The organism is Pseudoalteromonas sp. 1CM17D (assembly GCF_023161805.1).
Taxonomy (GTDB): Bacteria; Pseudomonadota; Gammaproteobacteria; order Enterobacterales; family Alteromonadaceae; genus Pseudoalteromonas; species Pseudoalteromonas atlantica.
Map to the genome: position 1 here is coordinate 73,744 of NZ_JALNTP010000009.1, position 13,990 is coordinate 87,733.

Consider the following 13,990-nt stretch of genomic DNA (forward strand, 5'->3'; position numbering starts at 1 on the left):
AAAAAAAGCTAAAATAAAGCCGTAACTGTTTGTTATTAAATAACTAAAAACGCTTTAAACCACGTATTGATAAATTTAAGTTATCACCATAATCAATACATATAGACTCTCAATAAACAAGTCAACCACCCGCCTTTTAACGAACTTTAAGCCTTTGATTTAATATTCAATGTGAATGAATAAAGCCATCATTTATAAGTATTTTTCAACATCGGACATACGTCCTGTACTTAGTTTACATTTGCCGTAATGATGCTAGATTGACAACAAATTTTTATAAAAAAGGCTTAGTTATGGAAAAGGTATTTCACTTAGGATTATGTATTGACGATTTAAAAGGGGCTGAGCTTGCTATTGTCCCTGGTGACCCAGATCGTGCTGCACGCATTTCTCAATTCCTAGACAACCCAACCTGCCTTGCTCAAACACGTGAGTTTCATGTTTATTTAGGCCAGTTAAATGGTCACTCTGTGGTGATTTGTTCAACCGGTATTGGCGGCCCTTCAACCTCTATTGCTGTAGAGGAGCTGGCACAGCTTGGCGTACGTACTTTCTTACGTATTGGTACTACTGGGGCAATTCAGCCACATATTAATGAAGGTGATATTTTAGTAAGCCAAGCGTCTGTGCGTTTAGATGGCGCAAGCCAACACTTTGCACCACTTAGCTACCCTGCGGTATCTGACTTTTTTGCGACTCAAGCTATGGTGCAAGCGTGTAAAAACCTAGATATCGACTTCCACATTGGTATTACTGCCTCAAGCGACACATTCTACCCAGGGCAAGAGCGTTACGATACGCATTCGGGTTATGTACCTAAGTCATTACAAGGTAGCTGTGAAGAGTGGCAAAACCTAGGCGTGATGAACTACGAAATGGAGTCTGCTACCTTATTTACCATGTGTGCAGCGCTAGGCCTTAAAGCGGCGTGTGTTGCCGGTGTATTGGTTAACCGTACTCGCCAAGAAATTCCAAACGTTGATCACGGTGAAATTGAGAAAAAATCAGTGGCTGTGGTATTAGAAGCTGCAAAAGTACTATTAGGCTAATGCCTTTTTAGCGCTTTAATAAAACGCATAAAGCACAGCAATTGCTGTGCTTTATTGTTTTTAGCTTACCCTAAATTCTGGTTACCTTAGCTTTGCGCTAATCACTTCTATTTCTGGCAAATTGCTAAAGCTTGCAAGTACCGCACGTGCTACTCCCCCTTGGTTTTCATGACCTTGGGTTTCTAACAGTGTAATTGCTTTAATCGTTTTATCGTTAAAGCTAAGACCCGCTAAAAACAATTGACTAAGCGCACTTTGAAGCGGCGAAAGGCTTGGGCTGTAAGCCGCGTTTTCTGCGTAACTGCCGTAAAAGTCACCATTATTAAAGGTACTTATTTTAACTGCGCTAAAGTTGTTACTGTAAGGTACGTAGGCCATTAGCGCCATGGCTGCTAGCTTTTCATCAAGGGCTGTATCTGCAAATGTGTGTTGCTGCTGTTTTGGGTTAAACAGGCTAAAATCGTTGCCTAAATCAGTGGGGCCAAATGAATGCGGTAATAAATCAGCTAATTTAAAATGTTGCTCTGGCAGTAAAATATCAAACTCTTTTGCATCAGCCAGTTCGTTCATAAACTGCCTGCAATAACCACATGGGGCATCGCTAATTGCTATTTTTAGTATTTTTTTTGCGCCATTTAACCACGCATTGTTAATCGCCGACTGCTCTGCATGCACGACTAAACTAAGCGCTTGGTGATCAAACTCGACATTAGCACCAAAATAAAAATTTATATCACCTTGCTCATCAAGTGCTTTAACAATAGCTCCCACATGAAAGTGAGAAACAGGAGCCACCGAAAATTCAGACGCTAAAGGCACCAAACCTTGTAATAACGCGTCATCAGATACATTAAGTTGCGCGCACAATTGGCTAATATCGTTAGGATGTAAAATACCACGCTGGGCTTTTAATTGGCTGCGTAATGCTTGAGTTTGCGTAACGCTTAGTGAGATATGTGAATTTGTGAGTGCTGTGTCTTGTTGCACAGTAAAAGTTGCTGATGCCATAACATATTATAATTATTTAATGGCTAAGTAGTTTAAAAGGTTAGGCGCCTAAATGCCAGCAAAAAAAGGGAGCACACTGTGCTCCCCTATTTTTAAGTTAAAGTAGACTAACCAGTATTGCGCATACCTGCAGCAATACCTGTCATGGTGATCATTAATGCATTATCAATATCACCTTCACTTACTTTATCGCTTGAGCGCGAACGACGCAGCAGCTCAACTTGCAGTACATTAAGCGGATCGGTGTACGGATTACGCAGCGCAATCGACTCTTTTATCCATGGTTGATCTGCCAATAAGCTATTTTGCGGGCTAAGCGATTGCACTAAGCTAATTGCTTCTTCTAGCTCTTTACGTAACGAGGTACCCAGTGGTTTGTACATGTCTTCCACCAGCGCGTTATCGTAATGCTCACTTAACCAGCTATCGGCTTTACTAAATACCATTTCTAGCATTTCAAGACGTGCTCTGAAAAATGGCCATTGCAGGCTCATTTCGTGCAGTGTTTCTATGCCGTATTTATCAAGTGCCGCTTTTAAGCCTGTTAATGCGCCAAGCCATGCAGGTAACATTAAACGGTTTTGACTCCATGCAAAAATCCATGGAATAGCACGTAAGCTCTCAACCCCACCATTTGGATTACGTTTAGCAGGACGCGAGCCCAATGGTAATTTAGACAGCTCTAGCTCAGGCGTTGCCATTCTAAAGTAAGGAACAAAGTTTTCATCATGGCGAACCACATTACGGTAGTGATCGCACGACTGCTCGCTTATCAACTTCATCACTTCACGCCACTCTTGCTTAGGCTCTGGCGGTGGTAATAAGTTACTTTGCAGTACGGCACCCGCGTAAATATTTAAACTTTGCAGTGCTACATCAGGTAAACCAAACTTAAAGCGGATCATTTCGCCTTGCTCAGTTACTCGCAAGCCGCCTTTTAATGAACCAGGCGGTTGTGAATGCAGTGCTTGTGCAGCAGGTGCCCCACCGCGCCCTACCGTACCACCACGACCATGGAATAAAACAAGTTCAATGCCGCGCTTATCGGCAAGCTGCACTAGTTTATCCATTGCTTCGTACTGTGCCCAGCCTGCGGCCATCATGCCGGCGTCTTTAGCTGAATCAGAATAACCAATCATGACATTTTGGGTATTTTTAATATGCCCGCGGTACCATACGTTATCAAGCAACGTGGTAATTACATCGCTACCGGCGTTTAAATCGTCAAGCGTTTCAAACAAAGGCGCTACTGGTAAATTAAACTGACAGCCACTTTCTTTTAAAAGCAGTTGTACAGCTAAAATGTCAGAGGCGGTACGCGCCATTGAAATAATGTACAAGCCAAATGTTTTTTCATCTTGCTTAGCTATTACATCAAAGGTGTCGAGTACTTCTTGCACCTCTGGACTTGGTTGCCAGTTTTTAGGAATAAGCGGACGGCGAGAATTAAGCTCGGTAAGCAAAAATGCTTGTTTGTCCTGCTCTTGCCATTGGTTGTAATCGCCTAAACCTAGGTGGCGTGTAAGCTCAGAAAACACATCGCTGTGGCGGTCTGAATCTTGGCGTACATCAAGTTTTGCCAAACGCAGGCCAAAGCTATTTATACGGTGCAGTAAATCAAGTAATAAACCATCGGCGACAACTTTCATGTTGCACTTTAATAAAGAGCGATAGCACACCTCTACTGGGTGCTTGATTTGATTTATATCAGTGATTAAGTCTTCTGAATCGCTGCGCTTATTCTTGATTTTTGCACCTAAATGAACCACTGTTTCAGAGACTTGGTTTTTAAGCTTTTTAAGTACAGCGCGATAAGGTTCAAAGTCTTGTCCTGCCAGCTCAATTAGCTCATCGCTTGCATCTGACATGCTCAGCTCTGCGCTTAGCGTGTCAATATCACGGCTGTATAAATCAAGCGCCATCCAACGACCATGATCAAGTACTTGCTGTGTTACCTGTGCAGTTACAAATGGGTTACCGTCACGGTCTCCGCCCATCCAAGAGGTAAACTCAATGGGGCTGTAATCAATTGGGAGCTCTAAACTTAAATGCTCTTTAACTTGATCTGAAAACTCACGTAAAAAGCGTGGCACAGCGTGCCATAAGCTGTTTTCAATAACAGCGTATCCCCATTTAGCTTCATCAACTGGGCTTGGGCGAGAACGCCGAATATCATCGGTGTGCCATGCTTGGCTGATAAGCTGAGCGATGCGATTTAAAATAGCTTCACGTTCTTGTGGTAAATTGTCTTTGCGCTCAAGCGATGCTAAACAATCACTTAATTCTACGTGCTTATTAATAATTGTACGGCGCGTCACCTCGGTTGGGTGAGCGGTTAATACTAAGTTTATGTGGAGTTTTGAGAGTGTTTCGGCCAGATGATTACTATCTAATTGGCCTTCTTTTGCTTTTGCAGTTAACGTTTTTAATGTTTGAGTGAGAGGATTTAGTTGGCAAAAACCAACATCATTAAAACGCGAAACAGTGTGGAACTGCTCTGCTACATTAGCTAAATTTAAAAAATGATTAAATGAACGGGCAACCGGTAAAAGCTCTTCATCACTAAGCGCATGTAGTACCTCAATTAGCGCTTGTCTGTCGTCTTCGTTACCACTGCGAGATGACTTTGATAAAGCACGAATTTCCTCTACTTTATCTAAAATCGCTTGGCCTTGGGCATCTTTAATAGTTTGTCCTAGTAGCTGCCCAAGTAAATTAACATTACCTCGCAAGGCGGCATATTGTTCACTCATTTCTCAGTCTCCTTTGTTTCATGGAATGCTATTAATATCATCATGAGCGCAGATTTAATAGATCCATTTGCAATGGTGAATCGTAATTAGCTATATGTAAATTATTAGAAAACGGCTTTTATGATCATTTTTTACGACGCCAGCTGCCCGCTTTGCAATACCGAAATGCAGCACCTTAAAGATGCTGATACTAAACATAAAATTGTTTTAGAAGACCTTAATAGCCACGATTTTAGCGCACGTTATCCAAGTGTTAATAAAAACAAGGCCATGGCTATATTGCATGCACAGTTACCAACTGGGGAGATGATTTACGGCTTAGATGTTACCTATCAAGCGTGGAGAACAGTAGGAAAATACCGCTGGTTGAAAATTTTTCGCTTGCCAATAATTCGCTACTTCGCTGATGCCGCCTATATATTTTTTGCAAAACACAGACAAAAAATAAGCCGTTTGCTCATGCCAAACGCCTCCTGTTTAAACGGCCAATGCACTGTTAATACAAAGGACAAACAATGAAAACAATTGTTTTATTTGGTGCCAGCAGCGCAATAGCACAAGCTTATATTGAGCACCTACAAATAAATGCCCCCACAGTGCAAGTTATATGTGTTAGCTCAAAAAAGGCAGATACAAATAGTAATGTTGTTTACCTAAAGAGCGATTACACAGCGCAAAGCTTAGCCAAGGTTACAACTTACTTAAAAGAGCAAAATGCCGATATTCAACAGGTCGTTATGTTTAATGGCACTTTACACAACAAAACCCACATGCCAGAAAAAAAGCTAGAAGAGCTAAACGCAGACTATTTTAACGAATTATTTAATTCCAACACACTCACTCCCTTACTGTGCTTACAAAGCATTTTGCCGCTGTTAACACATAAAACGCAGTGCACTATAACGGCGCTCAGTGCGCGTGTGGGCAGTATTAACGATAATAAATTAGGCGGTTGGTATACATACCGCGCATCTAAAGCGGCCTTAAACATGCTATTTAAAACCGCAGCGGTAGAACTGGCGCGCCGAGCTAAAAATACTAAACTGGTGTTATTTCATCCGGGCACTACCGATACTGCGCTTTCAAAACCATTTCAAAAAAACGTACCTGCGGATAAGCTTTTTAGCGCTGAGTTTGTAGCTAAACAGCTTTTTACACTTACGTTTAATAACTCTCATTTAGAACTTAACGGTGAGCCCGCCTATTTAGATTGGCAAGGCGAAGCCATACCCTGGTAAGGACCTTTGATGCATTTTACTAAAGAGCGCATAAACGCACTTGAAAAACACACTCGTACTCATTTAATTAATTCACTTTCGGGTTTTAAAAGCGCCAACTTAATTGGCACGCAAGATAAGCAAGGCAATACAAATGTAGCTATTGTTAGCTCGGTTATTCATTTAGGGGCTCACCCGCCATTGGTTGGCATGATAATGCGCCCTAATAGCGTGCCTCGCCATACGTTTGAAAACATCATAGAAACCGGTTGTTACACCATTAACCAAGTAAATAAGGCCATATATAAGCAAGCTCATCAAACATCAGCTCGCTACGATAAAGGCGAGTCAGAGTTTGACGCAACAGGTTTAACGCCAGAATACTTAAATAAATTTACAGCCCCTTTTGTGCAAGAGTCGCGATTAAAATACTCTGTAAAATACGTTGAGCACCAACACTTAGCCGTTAATGGCACTGAGCTGGTTATAGGTGAAATTACCGATGTGTATTTAGATGAAGCGGCGCTACAAAGTGATGGCTTTTTAGATTTACAAGCCATTGAAACAGTGGCTGTAACAGGGCTTGATAGCTACCACACTAGCAATAAATTATCGCGTTTACCTTACGCTAAAAAACCTTAGTATGCATGTTGTCGCATAATATTGAATTATGCTTTTACATTAAACACAATGCCTAACACCAATCTGCTTATTGGGCCTTTTTAACATTTTAGTGAAATTTAATTTGTTAAATTGCTCAAGTATTTATGCAGCTTGGTATTGAAACCAAGGAGACTTTTATGGCCACACAAGGCGTTGGTACACACACAAGCGAGCAAGCATTAGCGGGATTGAGCAACATGACCGCCAATGTAACCCCTATTCAAGCAGATGAATATTTACAGCGCATTGCAAAAGCACAAGCTTATATGCAAGCAAATAATATAGATGCAATTTATTTAAATGCAGGTACAAACCTTACTTATTTTACAGGCATGAAGTGGTATGCAAGTGAGCGCATGGTTGGCGCCATTTTACCCGCTATAGGCGATGTACAATACATAGCCCCTTATTTTGAAATTGGCACCCTAAACGGCTTTAAAGTGATTGAAGGCCCCATTCATGGCTGGCAAGAACACGAAAGTCCATATGCGTTATTTGTAAGTGTACTCAAGCAGCTCAACATTAATGACAATGCCACAATAGGCATTGATGAAAGTGCACAGTTTTTTATATTCGACGGTATAAACAAAGCGCAAAAAGGCCTAAATATAGTTAATGCACAGAGCGTTACTGCACATTGCCGCATGCATAAATCGGCAAACGAATTAGCGCTCATGCAATGCGCAATGGATATGACTTTAGCTGTACATCAAGCAACTGCAAGCATGCTTTACGAAGGTATTACCACCACAGAGGTAGAAGCCTTCATTAAAGAAGCGCATCAAAAAGTAGGTGCCCCAGGTAACTATTTTTGTATTGTTTTATTTGGTGTGGCGACCTCATTTCCACATGGCGTTAAAGATGCGCAAGTGCTTAAAAAAGGCGATATGGTATTAATAGATACCGGTTGCAAAGTGCATGATTACCTTTCAGATATAACCCGCACCTATGTATTTGGTGAGCCAACAGTGCGCCAGCGCATGTTTTGGGATCATGAAAAAGCAGCTCAACTCGCCGCTTTTAGTGCTGCAAAAATTGGCGCTACGTGTGAAGCAGTTGATGCAGGCGCTCGTCACTATTTAGCGGCTCAAGGATTGGGGCCACAGTACCAAACACCCGGCTGCCCGCATCGTACGGGCCATGGTATTGGCTTAGATATTCACGAATGGCCTTATTTAGTCGGTGGAGACAAAACCCCACTTGCACCTGGCATGTGTTTTAGTAACGAGCCAATGCTAGTAATACCTGATGAATTTGGTGTACGTTTGGAGGATCACTTTTATATGACCGACAACGGCCCGCATTGGTTTACACAACCAAGCTATAGTATTGACGACCCGTTTGGGCTTAACGCTTAAACCCTTTATAAAGAGCAGCCATTAGCTGCTCTTTTTAGTTTAAGGATTGATAATGCATACTTCATCCCAATATCCTCTGTTATACAAAAGCAATCCGCAAAAGGATGAATATGAAAAACTTTAAAATTGATATCGTATCAGACGTAATGTGCCCATGGTGCGTAATAGGTTACAAAAACCTAGAAACAGCGCTTGGCCAACTTAAAGACGAGATGAGTGCAGATATTACGTGGCATCCTTTTGAGTTAAACCCTGACATGCCGCTTGAAGGTCAAAACTTAAACGAGCATCTAATGCAAAAATACAACCTAAGCGAAGAACAAGGCGATGAAAATCGTAAAAACATGTTCGAAGCAGGTCAGCGTGCCGGTTTTACCTTTAATTTTGATGGTGAGCGCATCATGATCAACAGCTTTGATTTACACCGCCTACTTACTTGGGCGCGTGAAGAAGATAAGCAAACCGAATTAAAGCTTGCCATGTTTGAAGCACACTTCACCGATTTAAAATACTTAAATCAAGAAGAGGCACTGCTTGATGTAGTCGCAAGTGTTGGCCTTGATAAAGAGCAGGCGCGTAGTATTTTACACTCAGATAAATACGTTCAAACAGTACGACAAGAGCAAGACCGCTTTAAGCAACTCGGTATTACCTCTGTACCTACATTTATTATCAACGATAAATATGCAATCAGTGGCGGACAACCGAGTGAGTCGTTTATTCAAGCACTAAAACAAATTAGTGAAGAAGAGGCTAAGCAAGAAGTTTAGTTAGCTAGCAAAATTAAAGGCTGCAATATGCAGCCTCGTAGCCAAACAATGCTAATTTAAGCATTTTCAAACTCTTTATAAATTAGCCACTTTGGCAGGTAAGGGGTGTCGGGCACTTGCCAACCATGTTTATCATAGGCAAGGCTAGCCACTGCGCTTATTAGCAGAGCTACATCGCCTGTCCACGTAACTGCGCCCTCAGGTGGGTCATTGTAGAATGTATAATGTAATTCAATAGCCTTGTAGATTGCCCGTTTATAATGAGCTTCATCGTTTGATAAAAGCGCTACCCACACATCCAAATAAGGCAAGAAAAGCATGTTCACATAAGGCGCTCTAAATTCATCAACATGCTCAGGGCCTGATTTTTCCATTACCTCGCGTAATAACACTGTTTGGTCTGCGTCTTGTACAAATATATTTCGCACAAAATTTAGGAGTGCGAAGTCAAGGGCATCAGGGTACTCAAGCCAACTTTCTTCGCATCGACAGATTAGCTCAGTCGCATCAGCATCTCTTAAACACAGGGCTAAACTTAATTGCAGTAACCAATCATCAACCATGATTAAGCGATGTTCAGAATGACCTTCTAAGCGAAATACGTGACCTTTTAAAGTAAAAATATGGCGCTGCCCGGGGTTTGACACTAAATTATAGTGCGCATGTAATAAATCTAGGCCAAAGCGCATAATAGACGCGCCCTCAAGCCCTTTTTCTGCATTTTGTGCATGAAAGCTTAGACTTATACAATCCATTGCGTCAGAGTTTAACCGTGCCTGTGGCTCCTCATAAATCGCGGGCTCTAGCTCGAGATAACGCTGCCACCTATTGTTATAAGTATCTAAATGAATATGAAAGGCATTTTGCAAGTTCACTAATTTATAGTGGTCATTGTGGTACTTTAAATCGCTCATAACTGAATCTTTCCAATGGTGTAATTTGTCACGTCAAACGTTGGTTTTAAACTACTGCCAGTTTGAAACTTCTGTTGCACTTTACGAAATTCAATGTTATCAGAATAACTATCAAATGCTTGCAAAGTGTTGCCCAAGGCTTGTGTAAATAGGGTGGTCAGGTCTTTCTTTTTGACACTATTTTACTTACACGAGAATAGTGCAATTGAAAATAGTCACCAATCTCTTTCAAAGTGTCTTGTCCTGAAATCTGTTTACACATTTCAGGACAAGACAAGTTTAAAACTAAATAAGGCTGCACATTGTAGCCCTATTGGTTCTCAACTGTAATATGCAAATATTCGCCGCTGTAGTTGATTAAGTAATCCTTACTAGCGCAGTAATAGAGCGCCCCTGACTTGAGTATTTCCTCCTCAGTATTTTTAATTATTAACGCGCAGCGATGCGTATTTTCGAAAGTCTTAATCGATATTTCTAAAAAGCCTATGAGGGATTTATTATTTATTGTTACCTGCTCTGTTATTAAGTTTATTTTAATAACTCTAGCCAATCGAAAATATTTATAAACTATATACAAACTGGCTAAGCAGCTAATTGTCAGTATCATCTCCCCTGCTACTTTGTTAAAGCCACCTTCGTATGTTGGTAAATGAGTGAATAGACTAGTAAGCTCCCCTAACGCTAAAACGAGCCCTGCTAATATAGCGATAGCTCCTATCCCTACACCTTTAGATTTTATTAGCGTGACTGTATTTTTCATAATAATAGGTAGTTGATATTGCTTATGGTTAATTTCTAATATAGGAACATATCTACTATTTGTTCCTTTGCCACAATTAACATTACACGAATAGATTTTTACACTGGCATTATAAGTGCATTATTAGCAAAGAAAATTATTACATGCTCTGTGAGATAATTTTGTGCGAATGATAGGTAAAAATTACATTTATTTAGACCCTTTTTTCAAAGCGACCAACAATGTTGAAACCTACATTTGTACTGTCTGCACAAATAAATTAACTATTTAAAGTAAGGAGTACACATGGCTAAGTCAGCAACATTATACAGAATGGTAACTAATGAGCATATTTGCCCATTTGGACTCAAATCAAAAGATTTACTTAAGCGAAAAGGCTATAAGGTAGATGATAAGCCGCTGACTTCGCGCGAAGAAACCGATGCATTTCAACAAAAGTACAATGTTGATACCACACCACAAACATTTATCGATAACGAACGCATTGGCGGGTATGACGACCTGCGCGCTTACTTTAATAAATCGGAGCCAGGCCAACAAGGTACTACTTATACTCCCGTAACGGCCATTTTTGCTGTTACCTTATTGCTTGCCTTTGCATTTAGCTACTCGGCTGGCTTTGCACTTTTTTCTATGCATACAGTTATGCTGTTTGTCGCGTTAACAATGAGCGTACTGGCTATTCAAAAATTACGCGACTTATACAGCTTTAGTAATTCTTTTATAACCTATGATTTATTTGCGATGAAAGTAGTGAGATATGCTTATGTGTATCCATTTTTAGAAGCATTTGTAAGTATTGGCATGATTGCAGGGCTTTCAGCTTATATTGTTGCACCAATTTCTTTATTTATTGGGGGTGTTGGCGCCGTGTCGGTGATTAAGGCTGTTTACATAGACAAACGCGAGCTTAAATGTGCCTGTGTTGGCGGAGATAGTAATGTACCGCTGGGATTTGTCTCTCTAACCGAAAACCTGTTTATGATTGCGGCGGGTATCTGGATGTTTATTAAATAACCTTAATTCAGGTTAAATAATGAGCTTGATAACTAACCGGATTATTTTACATGATTGGTATTTTAGTGTAAAAAAGGCTACTAACTAAATAATAAAAGGAATTAAAATGAAATACTTACTGTCTATCATTGCCGCTCTAATCATTACTGGCTGTACTACAACTCCACTTCAAGACAGTCCTACCGCAACAGTAAAATCAACAGTTCCCCCTAAATACCCTGTTGCAGAGGTACGTAACAAAACAGAAGGTTTTGTTACCATGTCTTATGATGTAGATAGTTATGGGCGCCCAAATAATATTAAAGTTATTAACGCTAAACCTGAACAAGTGTTTAATAGCGAAGCCAAACGTGCCCTATCTAAATGGCAATACTCACCTAAAGTTGTTAATGGTGTTGCTGTACCTGATAAAAACTTAGAAATGACAATTGAGTTTAATTTGGATAATTAATAATCGGGTAAGGTTATATCTTAAAGGCTGCAGTGTGCAGCCTTTTTACTATTTGTCAGCGAGCTTATTAAGTACGATAAAGCACTTTAATTACATGCCAGCCAAATTTAGTTTTAACTAAATGTGGCTCTAAAATAGCGCCATTAAAGGCTATTTTGTCAAACTGTGGAACCATTTGCCCGCGTCTAAATTCGCCTAAGTCACCGCCTTTTTTACCTGATGGGCACGACGAGTATTTTTTAGCTAAGGTTTGAAACTTGGCACCTTTACCTAATTGCTTAATAATGTCTTCTGCTATTTCTTTGTGTTTAACCAATATGTGGAGTGCGTGCGCTGTACTTGCCATTTCAAAGCCCTGATAATTTAAAACGCGGCGATTTTAGCACAGCCACCTAAACCTAGCATCTACTTATAGCTGACCAATCAAATAATTGGCGTCACCCAATAGCACGCTTTAATTCACAAAACCTGATATTTGGTCTAAGCAGCTATAGCTAGGGTCCGAGAGTGGGCTCAAGCTAGTTACTTTTCTAATTCGTGGTGCTTTACTTTTTTCATGACTGGCAATAAATCCCTCCACTAAAAGCATTCGATCACTACAATGCTTAACAAACCCCTCAGTTACATCACCGTAAAATGGGAATACTAAGTATTGCTTTGACATTTTTTCTAGAGCTGCACGATCTTCATAAAAATCAAGGTGTCCGTAATGTCCAACTAAGCACACCTTAGTTCCAACCAAATCATTTTGATTCTTGAAAAGTTCGCCCCAAGATATTTTTTTACATTCAATTTTTTCCTGTAAAGGAAATGCTTTTACAGAAAAGACCACAACCATTAAAACTAACAATCTAGACATAGATATAAATTTTTTCATATTTGGATTCTATTAACTTTCCGGGAGGATTGCTCTATAACGCATCCGTACACTCTAAACTGCGAGGCCAAAAAACCTCATAACCTATTGATTTGTATTAGTTAACACCTTAATATTAGCAACAACCAAAGGCAATAAGAAAAACCTAACCCAATTAGTTTTCTGCTTCTGCTAAGAGCCTTTTTAAAATCAGTTTTTTAATAACGTTCTTAAATTCACAGCTGAGAAAAATACCATAGCTATACACACAAACAACAAAAGATAAATACCGTAGCCTACACCAACCATTAGGTAGGATTTACTAGGCTCCTGAGGATTATAATAAACATTAACTTTATCCCTCGTTTGATATTTTTTAAGTTGTAAATCTCGCTCCGCTCTATCAAGCATAGAGTTGACGTTTGATACTCGATTTCCAACAAATAGCTTTTCATCAAGCATATAAGAGTATTCAACCTCTATAATATAGCGCTCTTGGTTATGTTGTATACGTAGTCCATTACTAGAAATAACAGTACCCTCAACCATAGGCCAACTTTTCGTAGTCAGACCTTCTGAAACAACGGTTACTAAATATGCACTCCAAGCTAGTGAACTTAAAAGCATTACAACAAAAAAGACTCTACTTTTATTAAACATATCAGCACCTAATTTTTTTGGGACTACACAATATATTTGTTTATGGAGACAATGATTCAACACGATAGTAAATTTCTTTACCTGCGATCAATTATAAATAATGTTTTGCGTCCTCTGGATTGGGTATTCTGCAATACTGATATTTGCCAAATAAGGTATACCGGTTTAAAGCAATTTTATCGTATAGCCAATTATTAAAGGTGTTGGGTAAAACACTAAATACAGTGGCTAATTTATAGGGGTAACCTAGCTGCTTAACTACTTCAAAAAAAGCATGGCTTTGCGTGTACGCTTTGCCGTTTTGTAGGTAAACCATTGAGGCGTATTGTGTGGTTGAAAAACCAAAGTGAGTTAATAGCAGTGCACCTTTTGGGGATTGCACGCTGCACAGTTTAAAAATGGCAGTGGCATCATTACTAATTATAAAATTACACCACGCACTACATAATTTGCACTGTGCATCGAATAATATAATTTTTTGATTACGCATTAATGTAGCCGCATCATCACTCAT

16 protein-coding genes are annotated in these 13,990 nt (G+C 39.9%); 8 read left to right on the forward strand and 8 right to left on the reverse strand.

Going from position 1 to position 13,990, the window contains the following annotated elements:
- Window positions 1-293 precede the first annotated feature (293 nt).
- Window positions 294-1,049: a uridine phosphorylase gene (gene udp / locus MSC25_RS15465; RefSeq protein ID WP_004588758.1), complete on the forward strand. Its 756-nt coding sequence runs from the start codon at window positions 294-296 to the stop codon at window positions 1,047-1,049.
- 81 nt (window positions 1,050-1,130) lie between these two features.
- Here the strand turns inward: udp and cdd are convergent, their stop codons facing one another.
- Entirely contained in the window at window positions 1,131-2,057 is a 927-nt protein-coding gene (cdd, locus tag MSC25_RS15470) for a cytidine deaminase (protein WP_121638428.1), read from the reverse strand.
- Window positions 2,058-2,164: 107 nt separating this feature from the next.
- Window positions 2,165-4,810 (reverse strand): phosphoenolpyruvate carboxylase, encoded by a 2,646-nt coding sequence (ppc, locus tag MSC25_RS15475; RefSeq protein WP_248443906.1) that lies wholly within the window; start codon window positions 4,808-4,810, stop codon window positions 2,165-2,167.
- A gap of 120 nt (window positions 4,811-4,930) precedes the next feature.
- Here ppc and MSC25_RS15480 point away from each other — a divergent pair, with 120 nt between their 5' ends.
- The 5 genes from MSC25_RS15480 to MSC25_RS15500 all read left to right on the forward strand — a co-directional run bounded on the left by MSC25_RS15480 (window position 4,931) and on the right by MSC25_RS15500 (window position 8,818).
- Window positions 4,931-5,329 (forward strand): DUF393 domain-containing protein, encoded by a 399-nt coding sequence (locus tag MSC25_RS15480; RefSeq protein WP_029771847.1) that lies wholly within the window; start codon window positions 4,931-4,933, stop codon window positions 5,327-5,329.
- On the forward strand, window positions 5,326-6,048 hold the full coding sequence (locus tag MSC25_RS15485; protein ID WP_248443907.1) for an SDR family NAD(P)-dependent oxidoreductase: 723 nt from the start codon (window positions 5,326-5,328) through the stop codon (window positions 6,046-6,048). The genes MSC25_RS15480 and MSC25_RS15485 overlap by 4 nt, the downstream gene beginning before the upstream one ends.
- A gap of 9 nt (window positions 6,049-6,057) precedes the next feature.
- The gene (locus MSC25_RS15490) at window positions 6,058-6,669 is read left to right on the forward strand and encodes a flavin reductase (protein WP_248443908.1); all 612 of its coding nucleotides are present in this window, start codon (window positions 6,058-6,060) and stop codon (window positions 6,667-6,669) included.
- Window positions 6,670-6,827: 158 nt separating this feature from the next.
- A complete protein-coding gene (locus MSC25_RS15495; protein ID WP_248443909.1) occupies window positions 6,828-8,048 on the forward strand; it encodes a Xaa-Pro peptidase family protein in 1,221 nt (406 codons plus the stop codon).
- 110 nt (window positions 8,049-8,158) lie between these two features.
- On the forward strand, window positions 8,159-8,818 hold the full coding sequence (locus MSC25_RS15500; RefSeq protein WP_248443910.1) for a DsbA family oxidoreductase: 660 nt from the start codon (window positions 8,159-8,161) through the stop codon (window positions 8,816-8,818).
- Window positions 8,819-8,874: 56 nt separating this feature from the next.
- Here MSC25_RS15500 and MSC25_RS15505 read toward each other — a convergent pair whose 3' ends face one another.
- Entirely contained in the window at window positions 8,875-9,732 is an 858-nt protein-coding gene (locus MSC25_RS15505; RefSeq protein ID WP_054981819.1) for an immunity 49 family protein, read from the reverse strand.
- Between the two features lie 310 nt (window positions 9,733-10,042).
- Window positions 10,043-10,492 carry a hypothetical protein gene (locus MSC25_RS15510; protein ID WP_054981818.1) on the reverse strand — a complete coding sequence of 150 codons (450 nt, stop codon included), beginning with the start codon at window positions 10,490-10,492 and terminating at the stop codon, window positions 10,043-10,045.
- Between the two features lie 285 nt (window positions 10,493-10,777).
- Between MSC25_RS15510 and MSC25_RS15515 the strand changes: the two genes are divergently transcribed.
- Window positions 10,778-11,509, forward strand: a complete 732-nt coding sequence (locus MSC25_RS15515) for a MauE/DoxX family redox-associated membrane protein (RefSeq protein ID WP_248443911.1) — start codon at window positions 10,778-10,780, stop codon at window positions 11,507-11,509.
- A gap of 106 nt (window positions 11,510-11,615) precedes the next feature.
- The gene (locus MSC25_RS15520; protein WP_029771693.1) at window positions 11,616-11,960 is read left to right on the forward strand and encodes a TonB family protein; all 345 of its coding nucleotides are present in this window, start codon (window positions 11,616-11,618) and stop codon (window positions 11,958-11,960) included.
- Between the two features lie 67 nt (window positions 11,961-12,027).
- On the opposite strand, the gene MSC25_RS15525 is transcribed toward MSC25_RS15520, so the two are convergent.
- From MSC25_RS15525 to MSC25_RS15540, 4 genes are all read right to left on the reverse strand, one after another.
- Window positions 12,028-12,306 carry a peptidylprolyl isomerase gene (locus tag MSC25_RS15525; RefSeq protein ID WP_004588770.1) on the reverse strand — a complete coding sequence of 93 codons (279 nt, stop codon included), beginning with the start codon at window positions 12,304-12,306 and terminating at the stop codon, window positions 12,028-12,030.
- A 108-nt stretch (window positions 12,307-12,414) separates the two neighbouring features.
- A complete protein-coding gene (locus MSC25_RS15530) occupies window positions 12,415-12,837 on the reverse strand; it encodes a hypothetical protein (protein WP_055253920.1) in 423 nt (140 codons plus the stop codon).
- Between the two features lie 189 nt (window positions 12,838-13,026).
- Window positions 13,027-13,476: a DUF3592 domain-containing protein gene (locus MSC25_RS15535; RefSeq protein WP_064386594.1), complete on the reverse strand. Its 450-nt coding sequence runs from the start codon at window positions 13,474-13,476 to the stop codon at window positions 13,027-13,029.
- Between the two features lie 91 nt (window positions 13,477-13,567).
- Window positions 13,568-13,990, reverse strand: coding sequence for a DCC1-like thiol-disulfide oxidoreductase family protein (locus MSC25_RS15540; RefSeq protein ID WP_248443912.1), 423 nt, complete (start codon window positions 13,988-13,990; stop codon window positions 13,568-13,570).

What these genes read in the sequence shown, in the direction of transcription:
- MSC25_RS15505 (WP_054981819.1), bottom strand. Translation starts at nt 9,732, where the DNA reads ATGAGCGATTTAAAGTACCACAATGACCACTATAAATTAGTGAACTTG.
- udp (WP_004588758.1), top strand. Translation starts at nt 294, where the DNA reads ATGGAAAAGGTATTTCACTTAGGATTATGTATTGACGATTTAAAAGGG.
- cdd (WP_121638428.1), bottom strand. Translation starts at nt 2,057, where the DNA reads ATGGCATCAGCAACTTTTACTGTGCAACAAGACACAGCACTCACAAAT.
- MSC25_RS15535 (WP_064386594.1), bottom strand. Translation starts at nt 13,476, where the DNA reads ATGTTTAATAAAAGTAGAGTCTTTTTTGTTGTAATGCTTTTAAGTTCA.
- MSC25_RS15495 (WP_248443909.1), top strand. Translation starts at nt 6,828, where the DNA reads ATGGCCACACAAGGCGTTGGTACACACACAAGCGAGCAAGCATTAGCG.
- MSC25_RS15510 (WP_054981818.1), bottom strand. Translation starts at nt 10,492, where the DNA reads ATGAAAAATACAGTCACGCTAATAAAATCTAAAGGTGTAGGGATAGGA.
- MSC25_RS15540 (WP_248443912.1), bottom strand. Translation starts at nt 13,990, where the DNA reads ATGAGTGATGATGCGGCTACATTAATGCGTAATCAAAAAATTATATTA.
- MSC25_RS15485 (WP_248443907.1), top strand. Translation starts at nt 5,326, where the DNA reads ATGAAAACAATTGTTTTATTTGGTGCCAGCAGCGCAATAGCACAAGCT.
- MSC25_RS15520 (WP_029771693.1), top strand. Translation starts at nt 11,616, where the DNA reads ATGAAATACTTACTGTCTATCATTGCCGCTCTAATCATTACTGGCTGT.
- MSC25_RS15480 (WP_029771847.1), top strand. Translation starts at nt 4,931, where the DNA reads ATGATCATTTTTTACGACGCCAGCTGCCCGCTTTGCAATACCGAAATG.
- MSC25_RS15525 (WP_004588770.1), bottom strand. Translation starts at nt 12,306, where the DNA reads ATGGCAAGTACAGCGCACGCACTCCACATATTGGTTAAACACAAAGAA.
- MSC25_RS15515 (WP_248443911.1), top strand. Translation starts at nt 10,778, where the DNA reads ATGGCTAAGTCAGCAACATTATACAGAATGGTAACTAATGAGCATATT.
- ppc (WP_248443906.1), bottom strand. Translation starts at nt 4,810, where the DNA reads ATGAGTGAACAATATGCCGCCTTGCGAGGTAATGTTAATTTACTTGGG.
- MSC25_RS15530 (WP_055253920.1), bottom strand. Translation starts at nt 12,837, where the DNA reads ATGAAAAAATTTATATCTATGTCTAGATTGTTAGTTTTAATGGTTGTG.
- MSC25_RS15500 (WP_248443910.1), top strand. Translation starts at nt 8,159, where the DNA reads ATGAAAAACTTTAAAATTGATATCGTATCAGACGTAATGTGCCCATGG.
- MSC25_RS15490 (WP_248443908.1), top strand. Translation starts at nt 6,058, where the DNA reads ATGCATTTTACTAAAGAGCGCATAAACGCACTTGAAAAACACACTCGT.